Annotated in this window: 20 protein-coding genes; 12 read left to right on the top strand and 8 right to left on the bottom strand. The window is 64.7% G+C overall.

Translation table 11 applies throughout. From position 1 onward, the window contains the following. The first annotated feature begins 85 nt into the window (after positions 1-85). Entirely contained in the window at positions 86-1,237 is a 1,152-nt protein-coding gene (gene aroC, locus LDB05_RS20600; RefSeq protein ID WP_226005841.1) for a chorismate synthase, read from the top strand. Between the two features lie 64 nt (positions 1,238-1,301). Here aroC and LDB05_RS20595 read toward each other — a convergent pair whose 3' ends face one another. Continuing rightward, complete coding sequence (locus tag LDB05_RS20595) at positions 1,302-1,958, bottom strand: lactate utilization protein (RefSeq protein WP_226005840.1); 657 nt, start codon at positions 1,956-1,958, stop codon at positions 1,302-1,304. A 217-nt stretch (positions 1,959-2,175) separates the two neighbouring features. Between LDB05_RS20595 and LDB05_RS20590 the strand changes: the two genes are divergently transcribed. The 3 genes from LDB05_RS20590 (at position 2,176) to LDB05_RS20580 (ending at position 6,031) form a co-directional block, all read left to right on the top strand. Further along, positions 2,176-2,952, top strand: coding sequence for a PHP domain-containing protein (locus LDB05_RS20590; RefSeq protein WP_226005839.1), 777 nt, complete (start codon positions 2,176-2,178; stop codon positions 2,950-2,952). A 238-nt stretch (positions 2,953-3,190) separates the two neighbouring features. Beyond that, complete coding sequence (locus LDB05_RS20585) at positions 3,191-5,092, top strand: 2-oxoacid:acceptor oxidoreductase subunit alpha (RefSeq protein WP_226005838.1); 1,902 nt, start codon at positions 3,191-3,193, stop codon at positions 5,090-5,092. Positions 5,093-5,095: 3 nt separating this feature from the next. Next, positions 5,096-6,031 (top strand): thiamine pyrophosphate-dependent enzyme, encoded by a 936-nt coding sequence (locus LDB05_RS20580; RefSeq protein WP_226005837.1) that lies wholly within the window; start codon positions 5,096-5,098, stop codon positions 6,029-6,031. Between the two features lie 174 nt (positions 6,032-6,205). On the opposite strand, the gene LDB05_RS20575 is transcribed toward LDB05_RS20580, so the two are convergent. Next, on the bottom strand, positions 6,206-6,520 hold the full coding sequence (locus LDB05_RS20575) for a hypothetical protein (RefSeq protein WP_226005836.1): 315 nt from the start codon (positions 6,518-6,520) through the stop codon (positions 6,206-6,208). A 156-nt stretch (positions 6,521-6,676) separates the two neighbouring features. Between LDB05_RS20575 and lrpA1 the strand changes: the two genes are divergently transcribed. From lrpA1 to LDB05_RS20550, 5 genes are all read left to right on the top strand, one after another. Further along, positions 6,677-7,105 carry an HTH-type transcriptional regulator LrpA1 gene (gene lrpA1 / locus LDB05_RS20570; protein ID WP_226005835.1) on the top strand — a complete coding sequence of 143 codons (429 nt, stop codon included), beginning with the start codon at positions 6,677-6,679 and terminating at the stop codon, positions 7,103-7,105. Between the two features lie 78 nt (positions 7,106-7,183). Next, complete coding sequence (locus LDB05_RS20565) at positions 7,184-7,666, top strand: SRPBCC family protein (RefSeq protein WP_226005834.1); 483 nt, start codon at positions 7,184-7,186, stop codon at positions 7,664-7,666. A gap of 88 nt (positions 7,667-7,754) precedes the next feature. Next, entirely contained in the window at positions 7,755-8,363 is a 609-nt protein-coding gene (locus LDB05_RS20560; protein ID WP_226005833.1) for a nitrous oxide reductase accessory protein NosL, read from the top strand. Between the two features lie 117 nt (positions 8,364-8,480). Next, a complete protein-coding gene (locus tag LDB05_RS20555; RefSeq protein ID WP_226005832.1) occupies positions 8,481-9,383 on the top strand; it encodes a DMT family transporter in 903 nt (300 codons plus the stop codon). A 100-nt stretch (positions 9,384-9,483) separates the two neighbouring features. Beyond that, entirely contained in the window at positions 9,484-9,783 is a 300-nt protein-coding gene (locus LDB05_RS20550; RefSeq protein WP_226005831.1) for a DUF4242 domain-containing protein, read from the top strand. Between the two features lie 67 nt (positions 9,784-9,850). On the opposite strand, the gene LDB05_RS20545 is transcribed toward LDB05_RS20550, so the two are convergent. From LDB05_RS20545 to LDB05_RS20525, 5 genes are all read right to left on the bottom strand, one after another. Further along, a complete protein-coding gene (locus tag LDB05_RS20545) occupies positions 9,851-11,191 on the bottom strand; it encodes a cupredoxin domain-containing protein (RefSeq protein ID WP_226005830.1) in 1,341 nt (446 codons plus the stop codon). A 30-nt stretch (positions 11,192-11,221) separates the two neighbouring features. Then, positions 11,222-12,931: a pyrroloquinoline quinone-dependent dehydrogenase gene (locus tag LDB05_RS20540; protein WP_226005829.1), complete on the bottom strand. Its 1,710-nt coding sequence runs from the start codon at positions 12,929-12,931 to the stop codon at positions 11,222-11,224. A 6-nt stretch (positions 12,932-12,937) separates the two neighbouring features. Beyond that, positions 12,938-13,837, bottom strand: coding sequence for a hypothetical protein (locus tag LDB05_RS20535; protein ID WP_226005828.1), 900 nt, complete (start codon positions 13,835-13,837; stop codon positions 12,938-12,940). A 212-nt stretch (positions 13,838-14,049) separates the two neighbouring features. After that, positions 14,050-15,978, bottom strand: a complete 1,929-nt coding sequence (locus LDB05_RS20530; protein WP_226005827.1) for an aldehyde ferredoxin oxidoreductase family protein — start codon at positions 15,976-15,978, stop codon at positions 14,050-14,052. Positions 15,979-16,132: 154 nt separating this feature from the next. Then, on the bottom strand, positions 16,133-16,288 hold the full coding sequence (locus LDB05_RS20525; protein WP_226005826.1) for a hypothetical protein: 156 nt from the start codon (positions 16,286-16,288) through the stop codon (positions 16,133-16,135). A gap of 2 nt (positions 16,289-16,290) precedes the next feature. Here LDB05_RS20525 and LDB05_RS20520 point away from each other — a divergent pair, with 2 nt between their 5' ends. Then, positions 16,291-17,130, top strand: coding sequence for a DUF8054 domain-containing protein (locus tag LDB05_RS20520; protein ID WP_226005825.1), 840 nt, complete (start codon positions 16,291-16,293; stop codon positions 17,128-17,130). A 20-nt stretch (positions 17,131-17,150) separates the two neighbouring features. Here LDB05_RS20520 and fdhF read toward each other — a convergent pair whose 3' ends face one another. Continuing rightward, a complete protein-coding gene (fdhF, locus tag LDB05_RS20515) occupies positions 17,151-19,334 on the bottom strand; it encodes a formate dehydrogenase subunit alpha (protein ID WP_226005824.1) in 2,184 nt (727 codons plus the stop codon). 219 nt (positions 19,335-19,553) lie between these two features. Here fdhF and LDB05_RS20510 point away from each other — a divergent pair, with 219 nt between their 5' ends. Together LDB05_RS20510 and LDB05_RS20505 are read left to right on the top strand one after the other, a co-directional pair. Further along, positions 19,554-20,108 carry a hypothetical protein gene (locus LDB05_RS20510; protein WP_226005823.1) on the top strand — a complete coding sequence of 185 codons (555 nt, stop codon included), beginning with the start codon at positions 19,554-19,556 and terminating at the stop codon, positions 20,106-20,108. Between the two features lie 69 nt (positions 20,109-20,177). Beyond that, a complete protein-coding gene (locus LDB05_RS20505; RefSeq protein WP_226005822.1) occupies positions 20,178-20,825 on the top strand; it encodes a molybdenum cofactor guanylyltransferase in 648 nt (215 codons plus the stop codon). The last annotated feature ends 386 nt before the right edge of the window (positions 20,826-21,211 follow it).

Below are 21,211 nucleotides of genomic sequence, written 5' to 3'. Positions count from 1 at the left end.
TCGCTCGAGGAGCCGACGGCGGGCCGCTCGCGGTTCTCGCACGAATCCTGCACCGCTAAGTGTCCGCGTCCCAGAGGACGTGGTAATGAACGGCAACCGCTTCGGTCGCCTCTTTCAGGTGACCACGTTCGGCGAGAGCCACGGGGAGGCGATGGGCTGTACGGTCTCGGGCTGTCCCGCCGGCCTCGAGCTCTCCGAGGAGGACATTCAGGAGGATCTCGACCGGCGAAAGCCGGGCCAGTCGATGATCACGACCAGCCGCGGCGAACCCGACGCCGTCTCGATCAAGTCGGGGGTTCAGGACGGCTACACGACGGGGACGCCGATCGGGTTGATCATCCAGAACAAGGACGCCCGTTCGGGCAAGTACGAGCCCTTCATCACCGCGCCCCGGCCCAGTCACGGCGACTTCACCTACTCCGCAAAGTTCGGCACTCGTAACTGGGGCGGCGGCGGCCGCTCGTCGGCCCGCGAGACCGTCAACTGGGTCGCGGCCGGCGCGATCGCGAAGAAAATCCTTGCTCGAGAGGGGATCGAACTCAAGGCCCACGTCAACCAGATCGGCGACATCGAAGCGCCGGACGTGAGTTTCGAGGAGATCAAAGAACACAGCGAGGAGAACGACGTCCGCTGTGCACATCCCGAAACCGCCGAGCGGATGCAAGAGCGGATCGCGGAGTACCAGGAGGAAGGCGACTCCATCGGTGGCAGCATCTACTTCGAGGCGCAGGGCGTTCCCGTCGGCCTCGGCGCACCTCGGTTCGACTCGCTGTCGGCTCGGCTGGGGCAGGCGATGATGTCGGTGCCGGCGACGACGGCCTTCGAGTTCGGCCTCGGAACGGACGCCGCCGAATGGACCGGCAAGGAGCGAAACGACGACTGGGAGTTCGACGACGATGGCAACCCAGTTCCCGTCGAAAACGACCACGGCGGTATCCAGGGCGGTATCAGCTCCGGCGAGCCGATCTACGGCGAAGTGACGCTCCACGCGCCGACCTCGATCCCCAAGTCCCAGCAGACCGCCGACTGGGAGACGGGCGAACTCAAAGAAGAGAAAGTCATCGGCCGGCACGACCCCGTCCTGCCGCCGCGGGGGGTCCCCGTCGTCGAGGCGATGCTCGCGCTGACGCTGGTCGACTTCATGCTGCTATCCGGTCGGATCAACCCCGACCGCGTCGACGACCAGCCCGGCGAGTACGACACTGACTACCACCCGAGAAATCCGCGCAACGAATAATTCGCAAGTCAGTGCGCTGTTCGGTTTCTGTATTCGACGAGCCTGCGTCCTGAGCCCGACCGAGTTAGTATCCCAGCTGATCGCGGATCAAGACGACGGTCGTGCGCCCCTCTTCGAGTTCCTGTCGGAAGATGAGTTGCTTGGCGATAGCGGAATCGACCCCATAGGCCTCCTGCGCTCGCTCGTTCTCGAGGGGGTAGGCAACCGACTCGAGGCGCTCGAGCGCATCGTCGAGCGTCGGTACGATCTTGTTGACGCCACTGACGATAACGAGGTTGCTCGCAGCAAAGGGATACGCGCCGATTCGACTGCCGGAGCGATCGGCCGCGACGAGTTCACCGGTCTGGGCGATCGCGTTGATGCCGCCGAGGAAGTAGTCGGCAGTCTGTGACTCGCGACGAGCGGCCTGACGCTTCGCATCGTCGTCGATACTCCAGATCTCGTCCGCCAGGCTCTCCCACTCGTGATCGCCCTCGGAGAGGTACTCGGCGAAGCCGATCTCTTCGAGCGTCGTGGAGTGGCCGTTCATCACCGACGCGCCGGTGGGAATCTGTGACTGGACCGTTTCGAGGGCCTCTTCGGCCGAGTCGGCGACGACGACGTCGAAGCCGTTGGCCTCGAGGTTTTCGACGGTTTCCTCGATGGCCGCATCGGTCGGAAGATCGTCGAGCCCTGCGTCGATTTCTGTATCGGCGACGTAATCTGATTTCTGTTGTGACATTTCGGATGTATCTGTACGTTCGTCTGGGGGAGAGACCGACTTAAGCGCTCGCGGATACCGGGGTTAGCTGATTACTCCGGTGTTACTCCGTCCATTCAGCGAGCTATCCGCATCGTCTGACGGGAACGAAAAACACCGTCTCACCGCCCGCGGATCCCACGATTCGGACTTGTTCCGCGAGCAAAACGACTAACACGTCGCCCGTGGTCGACGACGTATGCGGGATTTTCACGTGCACTCGAACTACTCGGACGGCGACTTTCTTAGATCGATGGTTCGGGCCGCGGAATCGGCCGGTCTCGAGGGCGTCGGCTTCGCAGACCACTGCAACGTCGCCCGACGCGAGCGCCCGGAATCGATGCGGAGCGTCTACGGGTTCAATCTCGACCTCACCTACGAACGGCGCAGACGGGGAATCGAACGGCTGCGGGACGACTTCGATATCGAGATCTACGACGCCGTCGAGATGGACTACGATCCCCGCGACGAGGCGGCCATCGATGGTTTTCTCTCGGAGGCGGGCTTCGACTACGCGATCGGGAGCGTTCACGACGTCGACGGACACAACGTACAGATCGCCTCGCACTTCGAAGACATGTCCGAGGCCGAACGCGATGCGGTCGTCGATGGGTACTTCGAGCAGCTCGTCGCGCTCGTCGAATCGGAACTGTTCGATATCGCGGCGCACGTGGACTTGCTCGAGCGGACGCCGCCGTTACGGGGACGGGCGACCGAGGACCACTACCGGCGAGTGGCACAGGCAGTTGCCGACTCGCGGACGGTTCCGGAGGTCAACGCCGGACGAGCGCTGGCCGACTCCGCCGTCGTCCATCCGTCCGAGTCGTTCCTGACCGTCCTCCGCGAACACGACGTCGCCGTGACTGCCGGGACGGATTCCCACGACCCGACCGAAATCCCCGAGCGCGTCGACTTTCTCACCGAATTCTTCGACGAAACCGGGCTCGAGCCGGCTGCACCCGACGGCCTGAAGTGATCATCTCAGGAATTTTGGAGGCGTATTTCACCCTTCGCGAGGGAGAAACGGGCCGTCGGTTCCCCACAGTTGTAGACAATTATGAACGCGTTTCCCTCCAATAGTAATGATCTTTCATACATATTCTTCAATGGATGTCCATTCTTCACGAAAGATCCTTGGTAATCTATAGCAAAGGCTTTAGGCACGGTAGTCCGAAATTCCGGGTACGGTTGGCCCATCGGCCACTGATCCATCTATGAGCGACGAACTCATCTGGCGAATCGCGGGCGGTTCCGGCGACGGGATCGACTCGACGAGCCAGAACTTTGCCAAGGCGCTGATGCGCTCGGGGCTCGACGTATTCACACACCGCCACTATCCGTCGCGGATCCGCGGTGGCCACACGTACGTCGAGATCCGAGCCGCAGACCACGAGGTACAGTCACGCGGTGACGGCTACAACTTCCTGCTCTCGCTGGGCGACTCCTTCGCCCGCAACCCTCAGGAAGAGGCCTACTACGGGAACGAAGAGATCAAACCCCTGTCAGAGAACCTCGACGATCTCCGCGAGGGCGGGATCATCGTCTACGACGAAGGTCTCGTCAGCGAGGAGGACGTCGAAGCGATCGATCTCGAGGCCCGTGCCGAGGAGAACGACTGGCACGTCTTCCCGATGGACCTCCGCGGACTCGCTCGGGAACACGGCCGCGAGGTCATGCGCAACACCGCCGGCGTCGGCGTGACGGCGGCGCTGCTCGACATGGACCTCGAGCACATCGAGGACCTGATGTCGGACGCCATGGGCGGCGACGTCCTCGAGGCGAACCTCGAGATCCTCCACGAGGCCTACGATACGGTCAACGAGGAGTACGAGTTCGAACACGAACTGCGCGCCCCCGAAGGCTCTCACGAGACCGAACAGGCGCTCCTGTCGGGTTCGAACGCGATCGCCTACGGTGCCATCGACGCCGGCTGTCGGTTCATCGCCGGCTACCCGATGACGCCGTGGACGGACGTGTTCACCATCCTCGCCCAGAACTTCCCCGACATGGGCGGCGTCTCCGAGCAGGTCGAAGACGAGATCGCCGCCGCGGCGCTCGCGCTCGGTGCGAGCCACGCAGGTGCGAAGGCCATGTCCGGCTCCTCCGGCGGTGGCTTCGCGCTTATGAGCGAACCGCTCGGACTGGCGGAGATGACCGAGACGCCGCTCGTCCTCGTCGAATCGATGCGGGCCGGCCCCTCGACCGGGATGCCGACGAAACCCGAACAGGGCGACCTCGAGTTCGTCCTCTACACGAGCCAGGGCGACTCCTCGCGGGTCGTCTTCGCTCCCAGCAGCATCGAGGAAGCCTACGAGCAGACCAGGCTCGCCTTCGAAATCGCGTGGGACTACCAGCTTCCGGCGATCGTCATCTACGATCAGAAGCTCTCGGGCGAGAACAAGAACGTCGACGTCGAGTTCTTCGACCGCCAACCGAAGCCGGATCTGGGCTCGACGCTGACGGAGGACGAACTCGCGGAGGCCGCTCACGACGCGAGCGGCAAGTTCAAGCGGTTCAACTACGAGGACGCCGAGAACAACGTCGCCCCGCGGTCGCTGCCCGGCCAGAAGGACGGGCGCTACCTCGCGACCGGGAACGAACACTCGCCCGTCGGCCATATCAGCGAGGACCCCGACAACCGCGTCGCACAGATGACGCGGCGCATCGAGAAGCTCGACTCCATCCGGGAGGAGCTCGACGAGGAACGCGACTCCAATCAGACCTACTACGGCGACGAGACGGCCGACTACGGTATCATCACGTGGGGCTCGTCCCACGGTGCCGTCAACGAAGCCGTCGAACGGCTCAACGAGAACGGCCACTCCGTCAAGGGGGTCAGCGTCTCCGACATGATGCCGTTCCCCGAGGCCGAGATGACCGAGTTCCTCGAGAGCGTCGACGAGGCGATGGTCGTCGAGATGAACGCCACCGCGCAGTTCCGCGGCCTGATCCAGAAGGAACTGGGCCGGTACGGCGAGAAGATGACCAGTCTGCTGAAGTACAACGGCAACCCCTTCGAGCCCGCCGAGATCGTCGAGGGCTACGAGGTCAACGTCGCCGACGAGGACCGCCAGCCGACCGCACAGGTGCGAATCGAACCCGCTGCAGGTGACTGAACTATGAGTGCATTCAACGCCATCGGAGAGGAACGGGAGATCGACCGGGACGAGTTCACGCCCGGCGTCGAACCGCAGCCGACATGGTGTCCTGGCTGTGGCGACTTCGGCGTCCTGAAGTCGCTCAAACAGGCCCTGCCGGAAGTCGGCAAGACGCCCGAAGAAGTGCTGACCGTCACCGGAATCGGCTGTTCCGGTAAACTGAACAGCTACCTCGACACGTACGGCTTCCACACGATCCACGGCCGCTCGCTGCCCGTGGCCCGCGCCGCCAAGCTGGCGAACACGGACCTCGAGGTCATCGCCGCCGGCGGTGACGGCGACGGCTACGGCATCGGTGGAAACCACTTCATCCACACGGCTCGGGAGAACCACGACATGACCTACATCGTGTTCAACAACGAGATCTTCGGCCTGACGAAGGGCCAGACCTCGCCCACGAGCCCGAAAGGTCACAAGTCCAAGACCCAGCCTTCGGGCAGCGCGAAGACGCCGCTACGGCCGCTCTCGCTGTCGCTGACCGCCGGTGCGAGCTACGTCGCCCGCACCGCTGCGGTCAACCCGAATCAGGCGAAGGAGATCATCGCGGAGGCCATCGAACACGACGGCTTCGCTCACGTCGACTTCCTGACCCAGTGTCCGACCTGGAACAAGGACGCGCGGCAGTACGTCCCCTACATCGACATTCAGGAGTCCGACGACTACGACCACGACGTCACCGACCGGCGCGAGGCCGCCGAGATGATGCACGAGACCGAAGACGTGCTCAACGAGGGCACCGTCCTGACCGGCCGCTACTACGTCGACGAGGATCGGCCGTCCTACCAGGAAGAGAAGTCGGCCGTCGGCGAGCTGCCCGAGCAGCCGCTGGCCGAGCGGTACTTCGACGAGGACGCCGAGTGGGAGCGCAGCTACGACCTGCTCGAGCGCCACACCTGAGCAGGCCGACCCGCGTTCCAGCCGTCCCATAGCCGACGGTCGGCGACGCGGCCGCCGATCGTCTCAGCGGTTCGGATTTCGTTTTCGATGCACCGGTTCGGAGAGTTGAGCGGTGCGTTCGGTTCTGTGAGCGCGTCGCTCCATCAGCGTCCTGTGAGGAGCGACCCGGCCCAGTCACTCACCGGCACCCAATCCGCCGGCGAATAGCTTCGAGAGGTAACTCAGGACGAGCAAGACGACGACCAACCCGGCGAGCAGACGGGGCTGGAACCCGTAAATCGTCTCGCGGACGCCGTAGGCGACGACGAGCAGTCCCATGAGTAGGGCCGTGCCGCCGGCCCACCGCGAAACGTGTGCCGGGTCGACCGACTCGTCGTAGTTCGCGTGCAGGTCCGCCCGCCCGCGAAACGCGATCAGGTAGCCCAGACCCAGAATCGCGAGGCCGCACACGATCCAGACGGAACCGCTAATGAGGTTTGGATCGACCATTCCGGTGCCGAATCTGTGCCCAGCGGGAGAATAAGTCCGGCGGTTACGCGACCCAAATCCTCGATTTTCGAGCGCGCCACTCGGCCGCCTACCGTTCGGATATCCGTCGTTTTCGTATACAAAAGATATTTTTCCGCCCGAGCAAAACATACTCTCATGAGTACCCAGGCGACGGAAGATCGTATTCTCGATGTTCTCGAAGAGGACGCTCAGGCGTCCTATGCGGAGATCGCGGAGCGGGCGAACGTCTCGAAACCGACCGTCCGAAAGTATATCAACCAACTCGAGGAGGAGGGCGTCATCGTCGGCTATTCCGCCGACGTCGACCCCAAGAAGCTCTCGAGTCAGACGATTGCGCTGGTCGGAATCGACGTGGCGAGCGAGCGCTACGTCAAGGCGACGAAGGCCCTGAAGGATCTCGACGAGGTCGAGGCGCTGTACAGCTCCAGCGGTGATCACATGCTGATGGCCGAAGTGCGCGCCGAGGACGGCGACGCCCTCGGCGAAACGATCTCCGAGGAAATCCTCGAGATCGAGGGCGTCACCGCCGCGCATCCGTCCTTCCTGCAGGAGCGCCTGAAGTAGTCTCGCACGGAACCGATCCGTCGTCACCCATCGGTGGGATTCACGTTTTCCGGCTGGCCCTCGTACGGAGAGATACAGATGCAGACGTACGAACGCGAAACGACCGTCGATTCCCCGTTCGAAGACGTCTGGGAATTCAACTCGCGGATTTCCGGACTCGAGGCGGTGACCCCCGACTGGATGAACCTGCGCGTCGAACGCGTGATCGGGCCGGACGGCGAGCCGGACCCGGACGTGCTCGAGCCCGGCTCGGAGATCGCCCTGTCGATGCGGCCCTTCGGTGTGGGACCGCGCCAGCACTGGACCTCGGTGATCACGGCTCGCGAGCGCGAGGACGGCTCGGCGTACTTTCGCGACGAGATGGTTCACGGCCCGTTCGATCACTGGGAGCACACCCACACCTTCCACGCCGACGGCGAGCGGACGAGGCTCCGGGACCGCGTCGAGTACGAACTCCCGCTGGGCGGGCTCGGCGATGCGGTCGCGCCCGTTTCGAAAATCGGGTTCGAAGCCATGTTCCGAGCGCGCCACCGGCTGGCGAAGGCACGGTTGGAAGGATGACGGCGGCCTGGCGAGCCGACGAGCAGCAGCCGTCGAATTCGAGAGGTGTACCACGGTCGTTTTGATCGGTGGGCCGCTAACGGAGTGTATGACTGAACGCGAGGGGCTCGAGCGGCGGGGGCTGCTGGGCACGCTGGGCGTGGGGATCGCCACCGGTATCGCGGGCTGTCTCGGCGGTACCCAGTCCGGAAGCGACGAGGACGACACTGACGACGAACCTCCGGCACAGGTGTACGAGCCGACGCTCGAGGACGTCGACGAGCCCCCCGTCGAGATCCCCGACGGACATCGGTGTGCAGTCTGTGGGATGACTGTAAACAACTACTTCGGCAAAGGACAGCTCGTCCACGAGAACGGCTTGGGGGCGGCCTTCGACTCGCCGGGCTGTCTGTTCGCCTACGTCGTCTCTTCGACGCCCGACTCGCCGGTCACCGGTGCCTGGATAACCGATTACGAAACGGGCGACCTGGTCGACGCCACCGAAGCTCACTTCGTTCTCATCACCGACAAAGAGGCCGCCGAGGATCCGATGGGGATCGATCCGCGGCCGTACGCCGACCGCGAGGATGCAGTGGCCTTTCTCGAAGAGTGGGAGGCCGAGGACCTCTCCCCCGAGGAGGACATCGTCGTCGGACTCGACGAGGTCGATCTCGAGCTCGCCTCGATCTACCGCGGAACGCGCCTGCCGGACGAGTAGAACGGACTCCGACCGGCGTCGCGGCCGGCAGCCTCGGCCAGAACAGCGGCCAGCGCCACGGGCCCTCCTCGAGCGGTACCGGAACCAGTTTGACCACGCGAACGAGTGCGATAGGACGTGAACGTCGACCACGAGGTCACGCCGACGCTCGCGCTCGCGTTCGCGGTCTTCGCGGCGAGCACCAGCGCTGTTCTCGTGCGCTGGAGCGCGGCACCGAGTTCGGTGGCGGCCTTCTACCGCGTGCTCTTCACGACGGTGCTCGTCGCGCCGATCGCCCTGACTCGGCATCGTGCAGCCTTCGCGCGGCTGTCGCAACGTGACCTCGCCGGTGCCGTCGTCGCCGGCGTCGCGCTGGCAATCCACTTCGCCGCCTGGTTCGAGAGCCTCTCGCACACCAGCGTCGCCGCGAGCGTTACGATCGTCCAGGTCCAGCCGGTCTTCGTGGCGCTCGGCGCGGGCCTCTTTCTGGGCGAACGGATCAGTCGCGCGACGGTGGTCGGCATCGCCGTCGCGATCACGGGGGCCGCCGCGATGTCGCTGGGCGGTGCGGATCACGCGGCCCTCTCCGGCGCGACGGTGTACGGCAATTCGCTCGCATTGCTGGGTGCAGGGACCATCGCCTGCTACACGCTCGCCGGCCGCTCGATCCGCCAGCGCGTCCCGGTCTTTCCCTACGTGACCGTCGTCTACGGTGCCTGCGTGTTCACGCTGTTCCTCCTCGTGGGTGTGCAGGGTCACTCCTACGTCGGCTACCCCCCTCGAGAGTGGCTCCTCTTCCTCGGGCTGGCCGTCGGTCCGGGCGTCCTCGGTCACACGGTGAGCAACTGGGCCCTCGAACACCTCGAGTCGGTCGTCGTCAGCGTCGCCTGGCTCGGCGAGCCGGTGGGCGCGACCCTGCTCGCGCTCGTCTTGCTCGCGGAGGTTCCCGACGCGATCACGGTCGTCGGCGGTCTCGTCGTGATCGTCGGCGTCGCCGTGACGACGCTCGAGCGGGAGCGTCGCGGCGAGGCGGTGGACTGAGGGGCCTGAACGGGATCGAGCGAGCCGTTCCTGACAGCGGTGATAGTCGTTCGTCCCACTTTCATTACCATGGGGACTGAAGACATGGGTGGTGGAGCCAATGTCCAACCAGGAGCTGACCGACTTCCTGATACTGCGATCGCTCGACGAACCGATTACCGAGGACGAACTCGAGGCCGCGGGCGAACAGTCCGGACGGGCCCTGGAAGAGCTACGAGACGAGGGATTCGGGATCCGCTGGGTCGAGTCCGAGGTGATGACGAACGAAGACGGGCACGTAACGGGGACGTTCTGTCACTACGAGGCAGACGACGAGGAGACGATCCGCGAACACGCGGATCGGGCCGGCCTCCCCGCGACGCGAATCGATCGGCGAGGGGAGCCCCTCCAGGGTGAATAAACGGGAAATCGATCCGGAGATCCGATCCCCGGAGTAGTCGCGACCGGCCGTTTCTGTTTCGCTTCGGCTAGCCTGTCTCGTTACCGCTCGTCTCGTTGCCGTCCGCCGTGATCGTCTCGTTGTCACCCACTTCGTCCGTCTCGTTGCCGTCCGCCGCGACTGTCTCGTTGCCACCTACTCCATCCGTCTCGTTGTCACCCACTTCGTCTGTCTCGTTGCCGTCCGCACCGTCCGTCTCGACTGTCACGTCGCCCGCGTCGGTCGTCGACTCGCCGCTGACGGAGATCTCGCCGACGGCATCGAGTTGCGCCTGATCGAGATAGACGGCCATCTCCTCTTTCGCGACGAACGTGACGGTCTGTGTCTCGCCAACCGCGTCGGTGAAGTCCGATCGGAGGTACGTGTTCCACTCGTTGGTGTCGCCGCCGGTGGCGATCACGAAGTTGTGTCCGGGGAGCGGTTCGTAGTGTCTATTCTCTCCCTCCGGCTCGAGGCGACCGATCGTGTTCTCCCACTCGACGGCGTAGGATTCGCCCGCCTCGAGTTCGAGCGTCGGATTCGTCTCGTCGGCGATCGCGTCGGGATGCTGACCGACCCACTGGCCCTCCTCGAGGCGCATCGAGTAGGTGGCGGTCGGTTCGCCCGGATCGGTGGTCGGCACCGTGACGGTGACTTCCTGATCGTCGCCGTCGATCGTTACCGTGTCCGTAACCCGTTCGTGGCCGTACGTCCAGGCCTCGAGTTCGTACTCGCCGTCCTCGAGCATGTCGAATCGGGCGACCGCCATCTCGTCTTCCGCCTGCTCCGTCGGGTCCGGCCGAGCGGCGATGTTCGAGAACGAGTGCATCCCGTCGATGTAGACCTCCGCACCGAGGGGTTCGCCCGCTTCGTTCTCGACGTGGACTACCAGTTCGTGGACCTCGTCGGGCTGAATCAGCTCGATCGGGCCGCGCATCTGGGCCGGATGGGGCATGCAGAAGTACTCCTCCATCTCCTCGCTCGCGGTGAACTGGAGAGAGGTCGTCTCGCCCTGTTCGGTCAGCGATTCCGTGGTCTCGAGTATCTCGGCGTCATCGTCGACCGCGCTGCCCGCGGTGATGTTGAAGTTGTGCGTCGCGCCGTCGCCGTTCGTCCAGATGACCTCGTGTTGTTCGCCCTCGATCAGCCGGAGCGAGGGGTTGGACTTGGCGTCGATCTCGTGAGGTGCGACGCCGACCCACCCGCCGACGATGCCGAGCATCTGGAACGTTCGCCCCTCGCCGTCGTTCTGCGTCGTCGGAAGCAGGAAGTCGATCTCGTCGCGGTACGCGCTCGCGTTGCCGACGGCAGCTGTTCCGGCGAGCGCCGCCGTCCCTTGCAACAGCCTACGGCGCGAGACGTCGTCGCGTGAACGTTGTTCGTTCGTCATGGTTGTATCGTGTATTCGGTTGGTCGTCTCTCAGTTCTCCATCGAGAACACGGCGAGCGTGTCGCCGCGTGGCCCCTGGCGGAGCCAGCCGCTGCCGCCGACCTGGACGGCGACGTACTGTTTCTCCTCGCCGGGATCGTACCAGCTCATCGGCGAGGCGCTGATCGGCACGTCGAACTGGTGTTCCCAGAGGCGCTCGCCGCTCTCGCCGTCGTAGGCGACGAAATTGCCGTTCTGCGTGCCGTTGAACACGAGTCCCGTCGCGGTCGACAGCGAGCCGCCCCACATGTAGCGTTCCTCCTCGCTCTCGATCCAGTCGCGCCAGACGCGTTCGCCCGTCGCGGGATCGACCGCCGCAAAGGCGGTGATCGCGCCGTTCCACTCGTCGGGGAACTCGCTGGCCGGGTCGTCCAGTCCGCCGCCCCAGTAGGGGTGCCCTTGATCGTACTCCTCGTAGCGCCAGTAGAGATCCTGCGGGTAGTTCTGGTGAACGACGTACACCAGCCCCGTCGCCGGATTGTACGACGGCGGCTGCCAGTCGTTGCCGCCCGGCGCGCCGGGAACGAATGGCGTCCGTTCGTCCTGGCTAATGTGAGGTATCATCTGCCACATATTGATATGCTGGCAGATCTCCTGACTGCGCTCGTGGAGTTGGCCGGACTCGGCGTCCAACATGTAGACCCAACCGGCCTTGTCGGAGCCGACGACCATGTCCATCGACTCGCCGTCGACTTCCACGTCGCGGACCAGAACCCGCGGCGCGGCCGCGTCGTAGTCCCAGACGTCGTGGGGACTGCTCTGGAATCCCCACTCGACACTGCCGTCCTCGAGATTCATCGTGATCGTCCCGCAGGTGGGGAAGTTCGGCCCCGGCCGCACCGTCCCGTCGAAGTCGGGACCGGGGTTGGCCACCGGCGAGTGGAGCACCCCTCGCTCCTCGTCGATCGTCGGCGTCATCCAGCTCGTCCCGCAGCCGTGTTCCCGGCTCGAACCGATCCACTCGTCTTCGGGGAGCGTCGCCGTCTTCCACCCCATCTCGCCGCTTTCGGCGTCGAGACTGGCGATGAATCCCAGAACGCCGTACTCGCCGCCGGCGCTGCCCGTGTAGATCGTCCCGTCGTGGATCACCGGTGCCCACGTCGCGGAGTAGCCCTCTTCGTGGTCGGCCGTGCTCGTGTGCCAGACCTCCTCGCCGGTGTACCGGTCTAGCGCGACGACACCCGAATCGAGCGTCGTCATGTACACCTTGTCGCCGAGAACGGCCGCCCCGCGGTTGTTGTCGTCACAACAGAGTTCGACCCCGATCGGGGGCGCGTATGTGTAACTCCAGAGGACCTCTCCCTCGCGGGGGTCGATCGCCTTCATGTGGTTCGGCCCGTTCGTCTGGTACATGACCGGCGGGTCGCCCGGAACGACGATCGGCGTCCCCTCCATGCTCGAGCCCGTCCCGACCGACAGCTCGTACTCGAGCTCGAGGTCACCGACGTTCTCGGGCGTGATGGTGTCGGCGGGCGTCGCGCGGTGCTGTTCGTAGTTCCCGCCGTACATGAGCCAGGATTCGGGATCGTCGCCCGTGTTGCTCAGCATCTCCTGATTGACGTCGATCTCCGGAATCCGGTCGGTGTCGTGTTGTTCGGTAATCGATTCCTCCGGCCCCCCGACCAGCGTGTAGCCGTCTTCGATCTCTTTCAGTTCGATATCGCGTGCGGCCTGAACGGCCCTGTCGTTGCGTAGTGCCATGGAGGATCACCTCAGTTCGCTCGGCGCGCGCATGTCGTCCGTGATGTAGAAGACGTCGTGCAGCAGGTCTTCCTGACTCACGATCTGAACGGCTGCGCCGGCCGTGAACGCGGCGGTCAACTGTTCGTCCGTGAACCGGCCGTCCCCGGCAAGGTCGCACGCAGCGGTCGCAGAGACGAACAATCCACCCAACATCGCTTTCACGTACCTGACCGCGTCGTCGAGGATTGCATCGGTTATCATCACCTCGTTCTGCCAGAGGTGCCTGTCGAGTCCGTGGATCCACAGCAACGCCCCGCCCATCGCGCGCTGATGGAGCGGCGGGACGGTTTCGGTCTCGAACTCGACCCCGTCCGGAATCTGGTTCGACGGCACCCAGCGGGCGAGGCGCTCGTCGTTGTTCGCGACCGCCGTCAGCAGCGCCGTCTTCTCTGACTCGTCGAACCCGACGTCGTCGAGCGCCGACGACAGGGGGTCTGCGAGGATCAGTTCGCGCGTCGTGGTCTCGATCTGGTCCGCCGTGAACCGCGGCAGGTTCTCGTCGAGACTCTGGAAAAAACCGATCTCGAGCAGGTGGTCGTAGAGACGCCACCCCGGTTCGGAAACCGTCGTATACAGCCCGTCCGGCCCGTCCGGTACCCCGACATCACGCACGGCTGGCAGGCGACCGATTTCGTCCGCGATGTTCTCGCGTTCTCGCTCGAGTACGTCGCGATCGAGTCGGCCGGCCAGATCGGTCCGAATCGCCTCGCCCCGCGAGCCGAACGCCGAGTCGGTCCGCGGTTCGACCTGCCCCGCGAGCAGGTCCCACGTTACGTCCCCGCTTTCGGGCGCGTCGACGCCGAGCGTCGTCGCCAGATCACGGTGTTCCGTGCTCGTCGCGTCTGGTATGGTGTATTCTACCATGGTGTAGGACCACGTGCTACTCCAGTGGCAGATTTGATAATACTTACCAATGATACCCGCATTCAGATACGATATCTAAACCGATATGCTTGAAACAGAAATGAAACTCAGGAAAAGTGTATAGAGATGCGCTAGAAATCAAATTTGTCTAGAGAGCGGCGGTCGCGTCCGCCGTCTGCCGTCCGCTCCGACGCGAGCTCGCCGCCGCGGAGTCAGTCGTCGCCCGATGCAGTCACACCACCCTCGCTGCTGACGCCGGTTCCGGGTCCGACCTCGATCCCGAGGTCGTCGAGTTTCTCGTCGGGGACGACGCCGTCGACCCAGCCCCGGTACTCGTAGTACTCGTCTTTCATCTCCTCGAGTTCGCAGTACTCGCCCTCGCTGGCACCCTGGCCGCGGATGCCGTCCTCTAGGAAGCGCTCGGGCAGCGAGTCGTCGCTCCCGTCGAAGCCGACGAGGTTGTTGTAGTAGCGCTCGAGGTTGTAGACGCGTTCGCCCGCTTCCATGAGTTCGTCTTCGGACACGTCCAGTCCGGTCATGCCGTTGTACTGGAGGACGTACTCCTCGATCCCTTCCGCGAAGGCGTTGAACTTGCAGATGTCGAAGGAGTCGCTGATCGCGTGGAGGTCCTGGAACTGGGCGGTGAGTTCGCCCTTGCCCTCCCACTCGTACGGATCGACCTTCTCCGGGATGCCGAGGATCTCCGCGGCGGGCGTGTAGCCGCGCAGGTGGCAGGCCCCGCGGTTCGAGGTGGCGTAGCCGATGCCCATCCCCTTCATGCAACGGGGATCGTACGCGGCGATGGTCTCGCCTTTCACGTCCAGTCGGGAGTCGTGAGCGTCGAACGCCTCGCCGATCCGTTCCGCACCCTCACCGAGCGTGTGGGCGAGGTCGTCCTCGCGATGGGCGATCCGCTCGATCATGTCGAGCATCTGCTCGGTGTCGCCCCAGTCGATGTCCTCGTCGATGTCCCCGTTCTCGCTCATCTCCATGGCCATCGCGAGGATGTTGCCCGTATCGATGGTGTCCATCCCGAAGTCGTTACACCGGTCGATCATGACGGCGATCTTGTCGCGGTCGTCGTTCGCGGAGTTGGTCCCGAGCGCCCAGGCGGACTCGTACTCGAACGACTCCATGCGGACGTTCATCTCCTCGCCCTTGTGCATCACGTCGACTTCGACTTCCTTCTTGCAGGCGACCGGACAGGAGTGACAGGTCGGCTCGTCGACGAGGATGTTCTCGCGGACGTTCTCGCCGCTGATGCGTTCCGCATCGAGGTCGTGCGGTCGATCCGCTTCGCCCTCGTTGTAGGAATCGCCGGAGGTATAGACGCCGTTTTTCGTCGGATGGCCGTCCATCTCCTCGGTGATGTTCATGAGCACGTTCGTTCCGTACATCGAAAGCCCGCCCTCGTTGGGTGCGGTGACCTCCGACTCCTGGATGGCCTGCATCGCCTGCATGTGCCCCTCTTTGAACGTCTCCTGATCGGCCGGTTTGGGCATTCTGGTGCCCGATTTGACGACGACCGCCTTGAGCTTCTTCGACCCGGCGACACAGCCCGTGCCGCCGCGTCCCGAGGCGCGGTCGTCCTCGTTCATGATGTTGCCGTAGCGGACCAGGTTCTCGCCCGCGGTCCCGATCCCCATGATGCTCAGGTTCTTGCCGTATGAGCCCTCGACCTCCTCTTCGATCGCATCTCGGGTCTCGTGGAATCCCTTCCCCCAGAGGTGGGAGGCGTCTCGGAGTTCCACTTCCCCGTCCTCGACGTAGGCGTAGACCGGCTCGTCGGCTTGCCCTTCGAACAGCAACCCGTCGAAGCCGGCCCACTTGAGCCGGGCACCGGACCAGCCGCCGTGGTGGCTGTCGGTGACCGTGCCGGTCAGCGGCGACTTCGTACAGATGGCGATCCGACCGCTCATCGTTACCTGCGTCCCCGACAACGGGCCGTTCATGAAGGCGAGCAGGTTGTCGGGCCCGAGCGGATCGACGTCCGGTCCCTGATCGAAGACGTACTTCACCCCGAGTCCCCGTGCCCCGATATACTTCTTCGCGTCCTCGTCCGGGATCGATTCGTAGGCGACGTCCCCGTCTGAGAGATCGATTCGTGCGACGCGGTCCTGGAAACCGCCGAGTTCAGTCATGGTTCCTCTGACTCGGACACTTGATTCCGTACTATGTTAATTGTTACCACAAGCCAATAATAGCCTACTGATTCGTTCACTAATACTACTATATTTGAGACATTCGTTTGACGGTACCGAGTCATAAAGCAACGCGAGACACGGTAACCGATCGTCAGCGGCGCGGAACTCGGATCAGCGAGATCGTATCGGCGCGTTCGGACCACCGGTCGGCGGGATCGTACCACTGCGTTCGGACCACCGATCGGCGGGCGTCGCCGGGCGAAGGCGTTTTTTGGTCCATCCCCACGTACCGTGCCGCAGTGGTCATCGGTGATCGACTCCCCCAACGTGCTCGCACGCCTCGAGGAACCCGAATACACCGGTGAAAATCGGTGTTGGCCGTGTACGGCGGTCAACGTCGTCCTCGGGTTCGCTCTGGCGGTCGGTCTCGGCGTCGCAGTCTCCGCCCCCGTCGGCGCTCTCGCGCTTGCAGCGTCGCTCCTCCTCATCCGCGTTCGGGGCTATCTGGTCCCAGGGACGCCGACGCTCACCCGGCGCTATCTCCCCGAGCGCGCGCTCGAGTTGTTCGACAAGTCGCCGGAAACGGGTCCGACGATCGAGACGGTGTCGCCCGACGAGCTGGCGACCGTTCTCACCGCCGCCGGCGTCGCGACCGCTCGAGGCGAGTCCATCCGCCTGAGCCCCGCCTTCGAAACCCGATGGGACGAACGACTCTCGAGCGAGGGCGCAGCGGAGCCGAGTCCCGACGAGGTACGATCGATGCTCGGTGCGGACGAGGTCGACTGTCTCGACGACACATCCTTCGTTATTGACGGCTCCAAGCGGGTTCGATGGGAATCGACCGCGGCGCTCGCCGCCGACGTGACCGCAGCCGCCGAGCTTCGACCCAGGATCGACGGCTGGGACGACCTCGCGGTCGACGAGCGCCGCGACCTCCTGACGGGGTCACGACTGCTCCGCGAGCGCTGTCCGGGCTGTGGGAACGGGGTGAGGACGACGGCGGAGCGCCTCGAGCACTGCTGTCGGCGGCCCCGGATCGGGATTCGCTCGGTCTGTGCGGGGTGTGACCACCCGCTGGTCGAACTCGTCGCGTCCGAATCGAGCGCCGACCCGTGGCTCGAGCTGGCCGGTGTAACTGACGACCTGTGAAACGGAGGCGCGACGAGGCGTCAGTCGTCGTCGGCCGCGGGATCGGCGGTCTCGTCGAGCGGTTCGATATCGACGTCGATCTCCGCGGCGGCGGCCTTGTACTCGGGGATCTTCGCCCGCTCGTCGAGCACGTGGTTCGTGAGCTTGTTCGCCGATGCGGCGGCGAAGTGCGGCGTCGTCCAGACGACGCCCTCCTTGGTGTCCTCGGTGACCTGTGCCTCGAGCGTGATCTCCCCGCGTCGCGAGCGGAGTTGGACGGACTCGCCGTCCTCGATGCCGTAGCGCTCGGCGTCGGCGGGATGGACGTCGACGAAGTTCTCTGGCGTCTGCCGGTTGAGCGTCGGCGATCGCGTGCTCATCGTCCCGGTGTTGTAGTGTTCCTCGAGCCGGGCCGTCGTGAGGATCAGCGGGTACTCGTCGTCCGGCGTCTCGGCGGGCGGCTGGTGGTCGACGCCCTCGATGTGGCCGCGCCCGCTCTCGGTGTCGAACTCGTGTTCGTAGAGGAAGGGATCGCCCTCGTCGCCGGGTTCGTAGCAGGGCCAGTGGAGTCCCTCCTCGCCGAGCAGGTCGTAGGTCATCCCGTGGTAGCTCGGGCAGACTTGCCGGAGCTCCTCGAATATCTCCTCGGGGTCCTCGAAGTCGAATTTCCCGCCGGACTCCGTCCGGCTCTCCGAGGAGCTCCGCTCCTCGCTGCCGAACAGACGCGTTCCGATTTCACTCAGGATCTCGCGATCGTGCTTCGTGTTCTCGTGGACTTTCCCCACGCCGCGCATCCGCTGGACCCGACGATCGGTGTTCGTGACGGTGCCGCCGCGCTCGGCCCAGGTCGTCGCGGGCAGGATGACGTCCGCGTAGTCCGCCGTCTCGGTCATGAATATGTCCTGAACGACCGTGAACTCGAGTTCTTTCAGGCGTTCGGCGACGGCGTTGGCGTCGGGCTCGCTCATCACGGGGTTCTCGCCCATGACGTAGAGTCCCTTGATCGAGTCGCCGGCCTCGTAGGAGATCTCGACGTTCGTCAGGCCGGGCTCGGCCGGGATTTCGAAGCCCCAGACTTCCTCGACCGACTCCCGGGCCTCGTCGTCGTCGACCAGCTGGTAGCCCGGCAGGACGTTCGGCATCGCGCCGACGTCACAGGTCCCCTGAACGTTGTTCTGGCCCCGCAGCGGGTTCACGCCCGTTCCGGGTCGCCCGAGATTGCCCGTGATCAGCGCCAGGTTGATCTCGTTTTGCACGTTGTCGACGCCGCACGTGTGCTGGCTCATCCCCATCCCGGTGAAGATGGCCGCGTTGTCCGCCGTCGCGTACTTCTCCGCCGCCAGTTCGATCTCCTCGAGCGGGACGCCACACTCCTCGGCCGCCGCTTCTTTGTCGAACTCCTCGAGCGTCCCTTTGAGGTGGTCGAACCCCTCGGTCCGTTCCTCGATGAATTCCTCGTCGATCCAGCCGTCCTCGGGGTTCACCTCGTGGTGCTCGAGGATCGTCTTGAGGACGATGTTCAGCAGCGGGATATCCGTACCCGGATTCAACTGCAGGTGCTGATGGCGGTCGGTATCGTCGATCTGGAACGACCGCGTCGTCTTGTTCGCGTGGGGATCGACCTGGATGACGGTCGCACCCTCCAGCACCGCCTGCCGGAAGTACTGGCTGTTGGCGATGGGATGTTGCTCGCCGGGGTTCGCCCCCTGAATCCAGAACACGTCGGCCTCCTCGCGGAGGTCCCGCATGCTGTTCGTCATCGCTCCCGCACCGAGACTCGTGCGCAGCGCCCAGACCGTCGAGGCGTGGCACATCCGCGTGCAGTTGTCGACGTTGTTCGTGCCGTAGCGACGAGCCAGCTTCTGGAGGAGGTAGTTCTCCTCGTTCATCACCTTCGAAGAGCCGAAAAAGCCCATCGCGTCCGGGCCGTACTCGTCGCGAATCCGCTCGAGCTCGCCGACGATGTACTCGTAGGCCTCTTCCCACGAGGCCTCGCGGAACTCGCCGTCTTCCTTGATCAGCGGGTCGGTGAGTCGGTCCTCGTGGTCGACCACCTCTGTCGCGGCCCCGCCTTTGATACAGATGCGTCCCTCGTTGACCGGGGCGTCGCCCCAGGGCATGAACTGGACGTCGCCGGGTTCTTCGCCGGGCTGTACCTTGATTCCGCACCCGACACCGCAGTACGGACAGATCGTCTTGACCGGCTCTCGTTGATCACTGGACATTGTGTCGTCCCTCCAGGTGTCGCACCCGTTAGGCTAACCCCACGACCTGTGCGTGCATGAGGTTTTCTACCATACAAACTGTAAGTAGTATCGAGCGAGAGATCGATCGAGGAAGCGAACGAGCGGCGGCGCGTGTCCACAGGACCCGGTGAAACCGATCTCGGTCGTCCCCCATCGACGGGGAAACGCTGACGGTTTCACGTGTGAAACGTCCGCACGATGGAGCTTACGCCTTCGCTCGTGGACTCCCGGGCCCGCGAGTATCGGAAGGAAGAACCTCTGTACGCGGTCGAACGGGAGCAACTCGAGACCCTCCCGGCCGCGTTCGCGTCGGGCGAGTACGGCCGGCGAGACGCGGCCTGGGTCGTTCGGTGGTACTACCGCCGGTTCCTGGGTGCCTATCCGGACAGGGATCGACGGGACGCGGAGGAACGCTTCTGGAGCAACGACTTCGAAGCCGTCCGGGACGCCATCGCTGGCGCCGTCGGCGCGACTGACGCTGCCGACGGAATCGACCCGCTGACCGATCTCGAGGCAGTCGACGTCCCCGTCGCGTCAGCGTTTCTCATGTTCGTCGACCCCGAGGAATTCGTCGTCGTCGGCCCCCGCGAGTGGGCGGCGCTCCGGGAGGCCGGGGAACTCGCCCGGGACTATCCCGATCCACCGTCGGTTTCCGAGTACGAGACCTACCTCGAGCGCTGCCGATCGCTCGCCGGCCGTCTCGAGTGCGACCTGTGGACCCTCTATCGAGCGCTCTGGCGGCTGTCGAAATGAGCCGCCGTCACCCGTTCCCGCTGGGACTTCGACCGGGTATTTTTCCCATCGGTCCACGAACGGTCGTTCATGTCCCACGAAACCGGCGGAGGGATGCGTACGGGCGTGGTCCTCGCGGGCGGCCACTCGACCCGCTTCGGCGCGGAGGACAAGGCCGTCGCCGACCTCGCCGGGACGCCCATGATTCGTCGCGTTGTCGACCGGATCGAGCCAGTCGTCGACGAGATCGTCGTCAACTGCCGGGAGGAGCAGGTTCCGGCGATCCGAGACGCGCTCGAAGGCGGACCGACCACGTCCTTCGCAGTCGATCCGGTTCCTGACCGCGGGCCGATGGCAGGGATCATGACCGGGTTCCGAGCGGCCGCCGGGGAGTACGCGTTCGTCGTCGCCTGCGACATGCCGTTCGTCGATCCCGCCCTCGTCGAGCACCTCTTCGACCGAGCGGCGGGCCACGAGGCCGCGGTCCCGCGGCTCGACGATCAGTGGTTCCAGACGACTCAGGCTGTCTACCGTACCGAACCGATGATCGAGGCCTGCGAACGCGCCCTCGAGCGAGACGAGCGGCGAGTCGTCGAGCCGCTGTTCGAGCTCGACTACGTCGTCGTCGACGAGGACGAAATCCGCGACCACGCCGCGCTCGAGACCTTCGAGAACGTCAACACCCGCGAGGAGTTCGAGGACGCGACCGAGCGGCTCGAGGGGGAGCGATCCAGCTAGGATTCGAGCACGTCGACCATCGGTTCGTCGGCGACCATCCGCGCCAGCACGACGCGCCTCACGGCCGGCGCTCGCTCGAGAAGCGCCGTCGCGATCTCTTCAGCGACGGCCCGTCGGGCGGCGTCGTCGACCTAGTTGAGCAGCGGGACGACGGTCGCGCCGTCGGGAACGCCTTTCAACCCGCCTCGCTCGCTCGCGAGCACGGGAGCCACGTCCTCGGGTCGGATCGTCTCGCCGCGTTCGCAGCCGGGGACAGGCGCTAATCCTTTGGGTCCGCCGCGGTATCGCTCGTCCGACTCGGCCGTGACGGAGACCCGGCGAAGGCGGTTTCAACGAGTTCATCGAGCCAGTTTCGGTGATGTCGGCGACTCCGCCGCCTCGCACCG

It is taken from the genome of Natrinema salinisoli (assembly GCF_020405205.1).
Taxonomy (GTDB): Archaea; Halobacteriota; Halobacteria; order Halobacteriales; family Natrialbaceae; genus Natrinema; species Natrinema salinisoli.
Note: the sequence above shows the minus strand (reverse complement) of the source record. Positions and strands in the feature narration are given on the sequence as shown.

What these genes read in the sequence shown, in the direction of transcription:
- aroC (WP_226005841.1), top strand. Translation starts at nt 86, where the DNA reads ATGAACGGCAACCGCTTCGGTCGCCTCTTTCAGGTGACCACGTTCGGC.
- LDB05_RS20595 (WP_226005840.1), bottom strand. Translation starts at nt 1,958, where the DNA reads ATGTCACAACAGAAATCAGATTACGTCGCCGATACAGAAATCGACGCA.
- LDB05_RS20590 (WP_226005839.1), top strand. Translation starts at nt 2,176, where the DNA reads ATGCGGGATTTTCACGTGCACTCGAACTACTCGGACGGCGACTTTCTT.
- LDB05_RS20585 (WP_226005838.1), top strand. Translation starts at nt 3,191, where the DNA reads ATGAGCGACGAACTCATCTGGCGAATCGCGGGCGGTTCCGGCGACGGG.
- LDB05_RS20580 (WP_226005837.1), top strand. Translation starts at nt 5,096, where the DNA reads ATGAGTGCATTCAACGCCATCGGAGAGGAACGGGAGATCGACCGGGAC.
- LDB05_RS20575 (WP_226005836.1), bottom strand. Translation starts at nt 6,520, where the DNA reads ATGGTCGATCCAAACCTCATTAGCGGTTCCGTCTGGATCGTGTGCGGC.
- lrpA1 (WP_226005835.1), top strand. Translation starts at nt 6,677, where the DNA reads ATGAGTACCCAGGCGACGGAAGATCGTATTCTCGATGTTCTCGAAGAG.
- LDB05_RS20565 (WP_226005834.1), top strand. Translation starts at nt 7,184, where the DNA reads ATGCAGACGTACGAACGCGAAACGACCGTCGATTCCCCGTTCGAAGAC.
- LDB05_RS20560 (WP_226005833.1), top strand. Translation starts at nt 7,755, where the DNA reads ATGACTGAACGCGAGGGGCTCGAGCGGCGGGGGCTGCTGGGCACGCTG.
- LDB05_RS20550 (WP_226005831.1), top strand. Translation starts at nt 9,484, where the DNA reads ATGTCCAACCAGGAGCTGACCGACTTCCTGATACTGCGATCGCTCGAC.
- LDB05_RS20545 (WP_226005830.1), bottom strand. Translation starts at nt 11,191, where the DNA reads ATGACGAACGAACAACGTTCACGCGACGACGTCTCGCGCCGTAGGCTG.
- LDB05_RS20540 (WP_226005829.1), bottom strand. Translation starts at nt 12,931, where the DNA reads ATGGCACTACGCAACGACAGGGCCGTTCAGGCCGCACGCGATATCGAA.
- LDB05_RS20535 (WP_226005828.1), bottom strand. Translation starts at nt 13,837, where the DNA reads ATGGTAGAATACACCATACCAGACGCGACGAGCACGGAACACCGTGAT.
- LDB05_RS20530 (WP_226005827.1), bottom strand. Translation starts at nt 15,978, where the DNA reads ATGACTGAACTCGGCGGTTTCCAGGACCGCGTCGCACGAATCGATCTC.
- LDB05_RS20525 (WP_226005826.1), bottom strand. Translation starts at nt 16,288, where the DNA reads ATGACCACTGCGGCACGGTACGTGGGGATGGACCAAAAAACGCCTTCG.
- fdhF (WP_226005824.1), bottom strand. Translation starts at nt 19,334, where the DNA reads ATGTCCAGTGATCAACGAGAGCCGGTCAAGACGATCTGTCCGTACTGC.
- LDB05_RS20510 (WP_226005823.1), top strand. Translation starts at nt 19,554, where the DNA reads ATGGAGCTTACGCCTTCGCTCGTGGACTCCCGGGCCCGCGAGTATCGG.
- LDB05_RS20505 (WP_226005822.1), top strand. Translation starts at nt 20,178, where the DNA reads ATGTCCCACGAAACCGGCGGAGGGATGCGTACGGGCGTGGTCCTCGCG.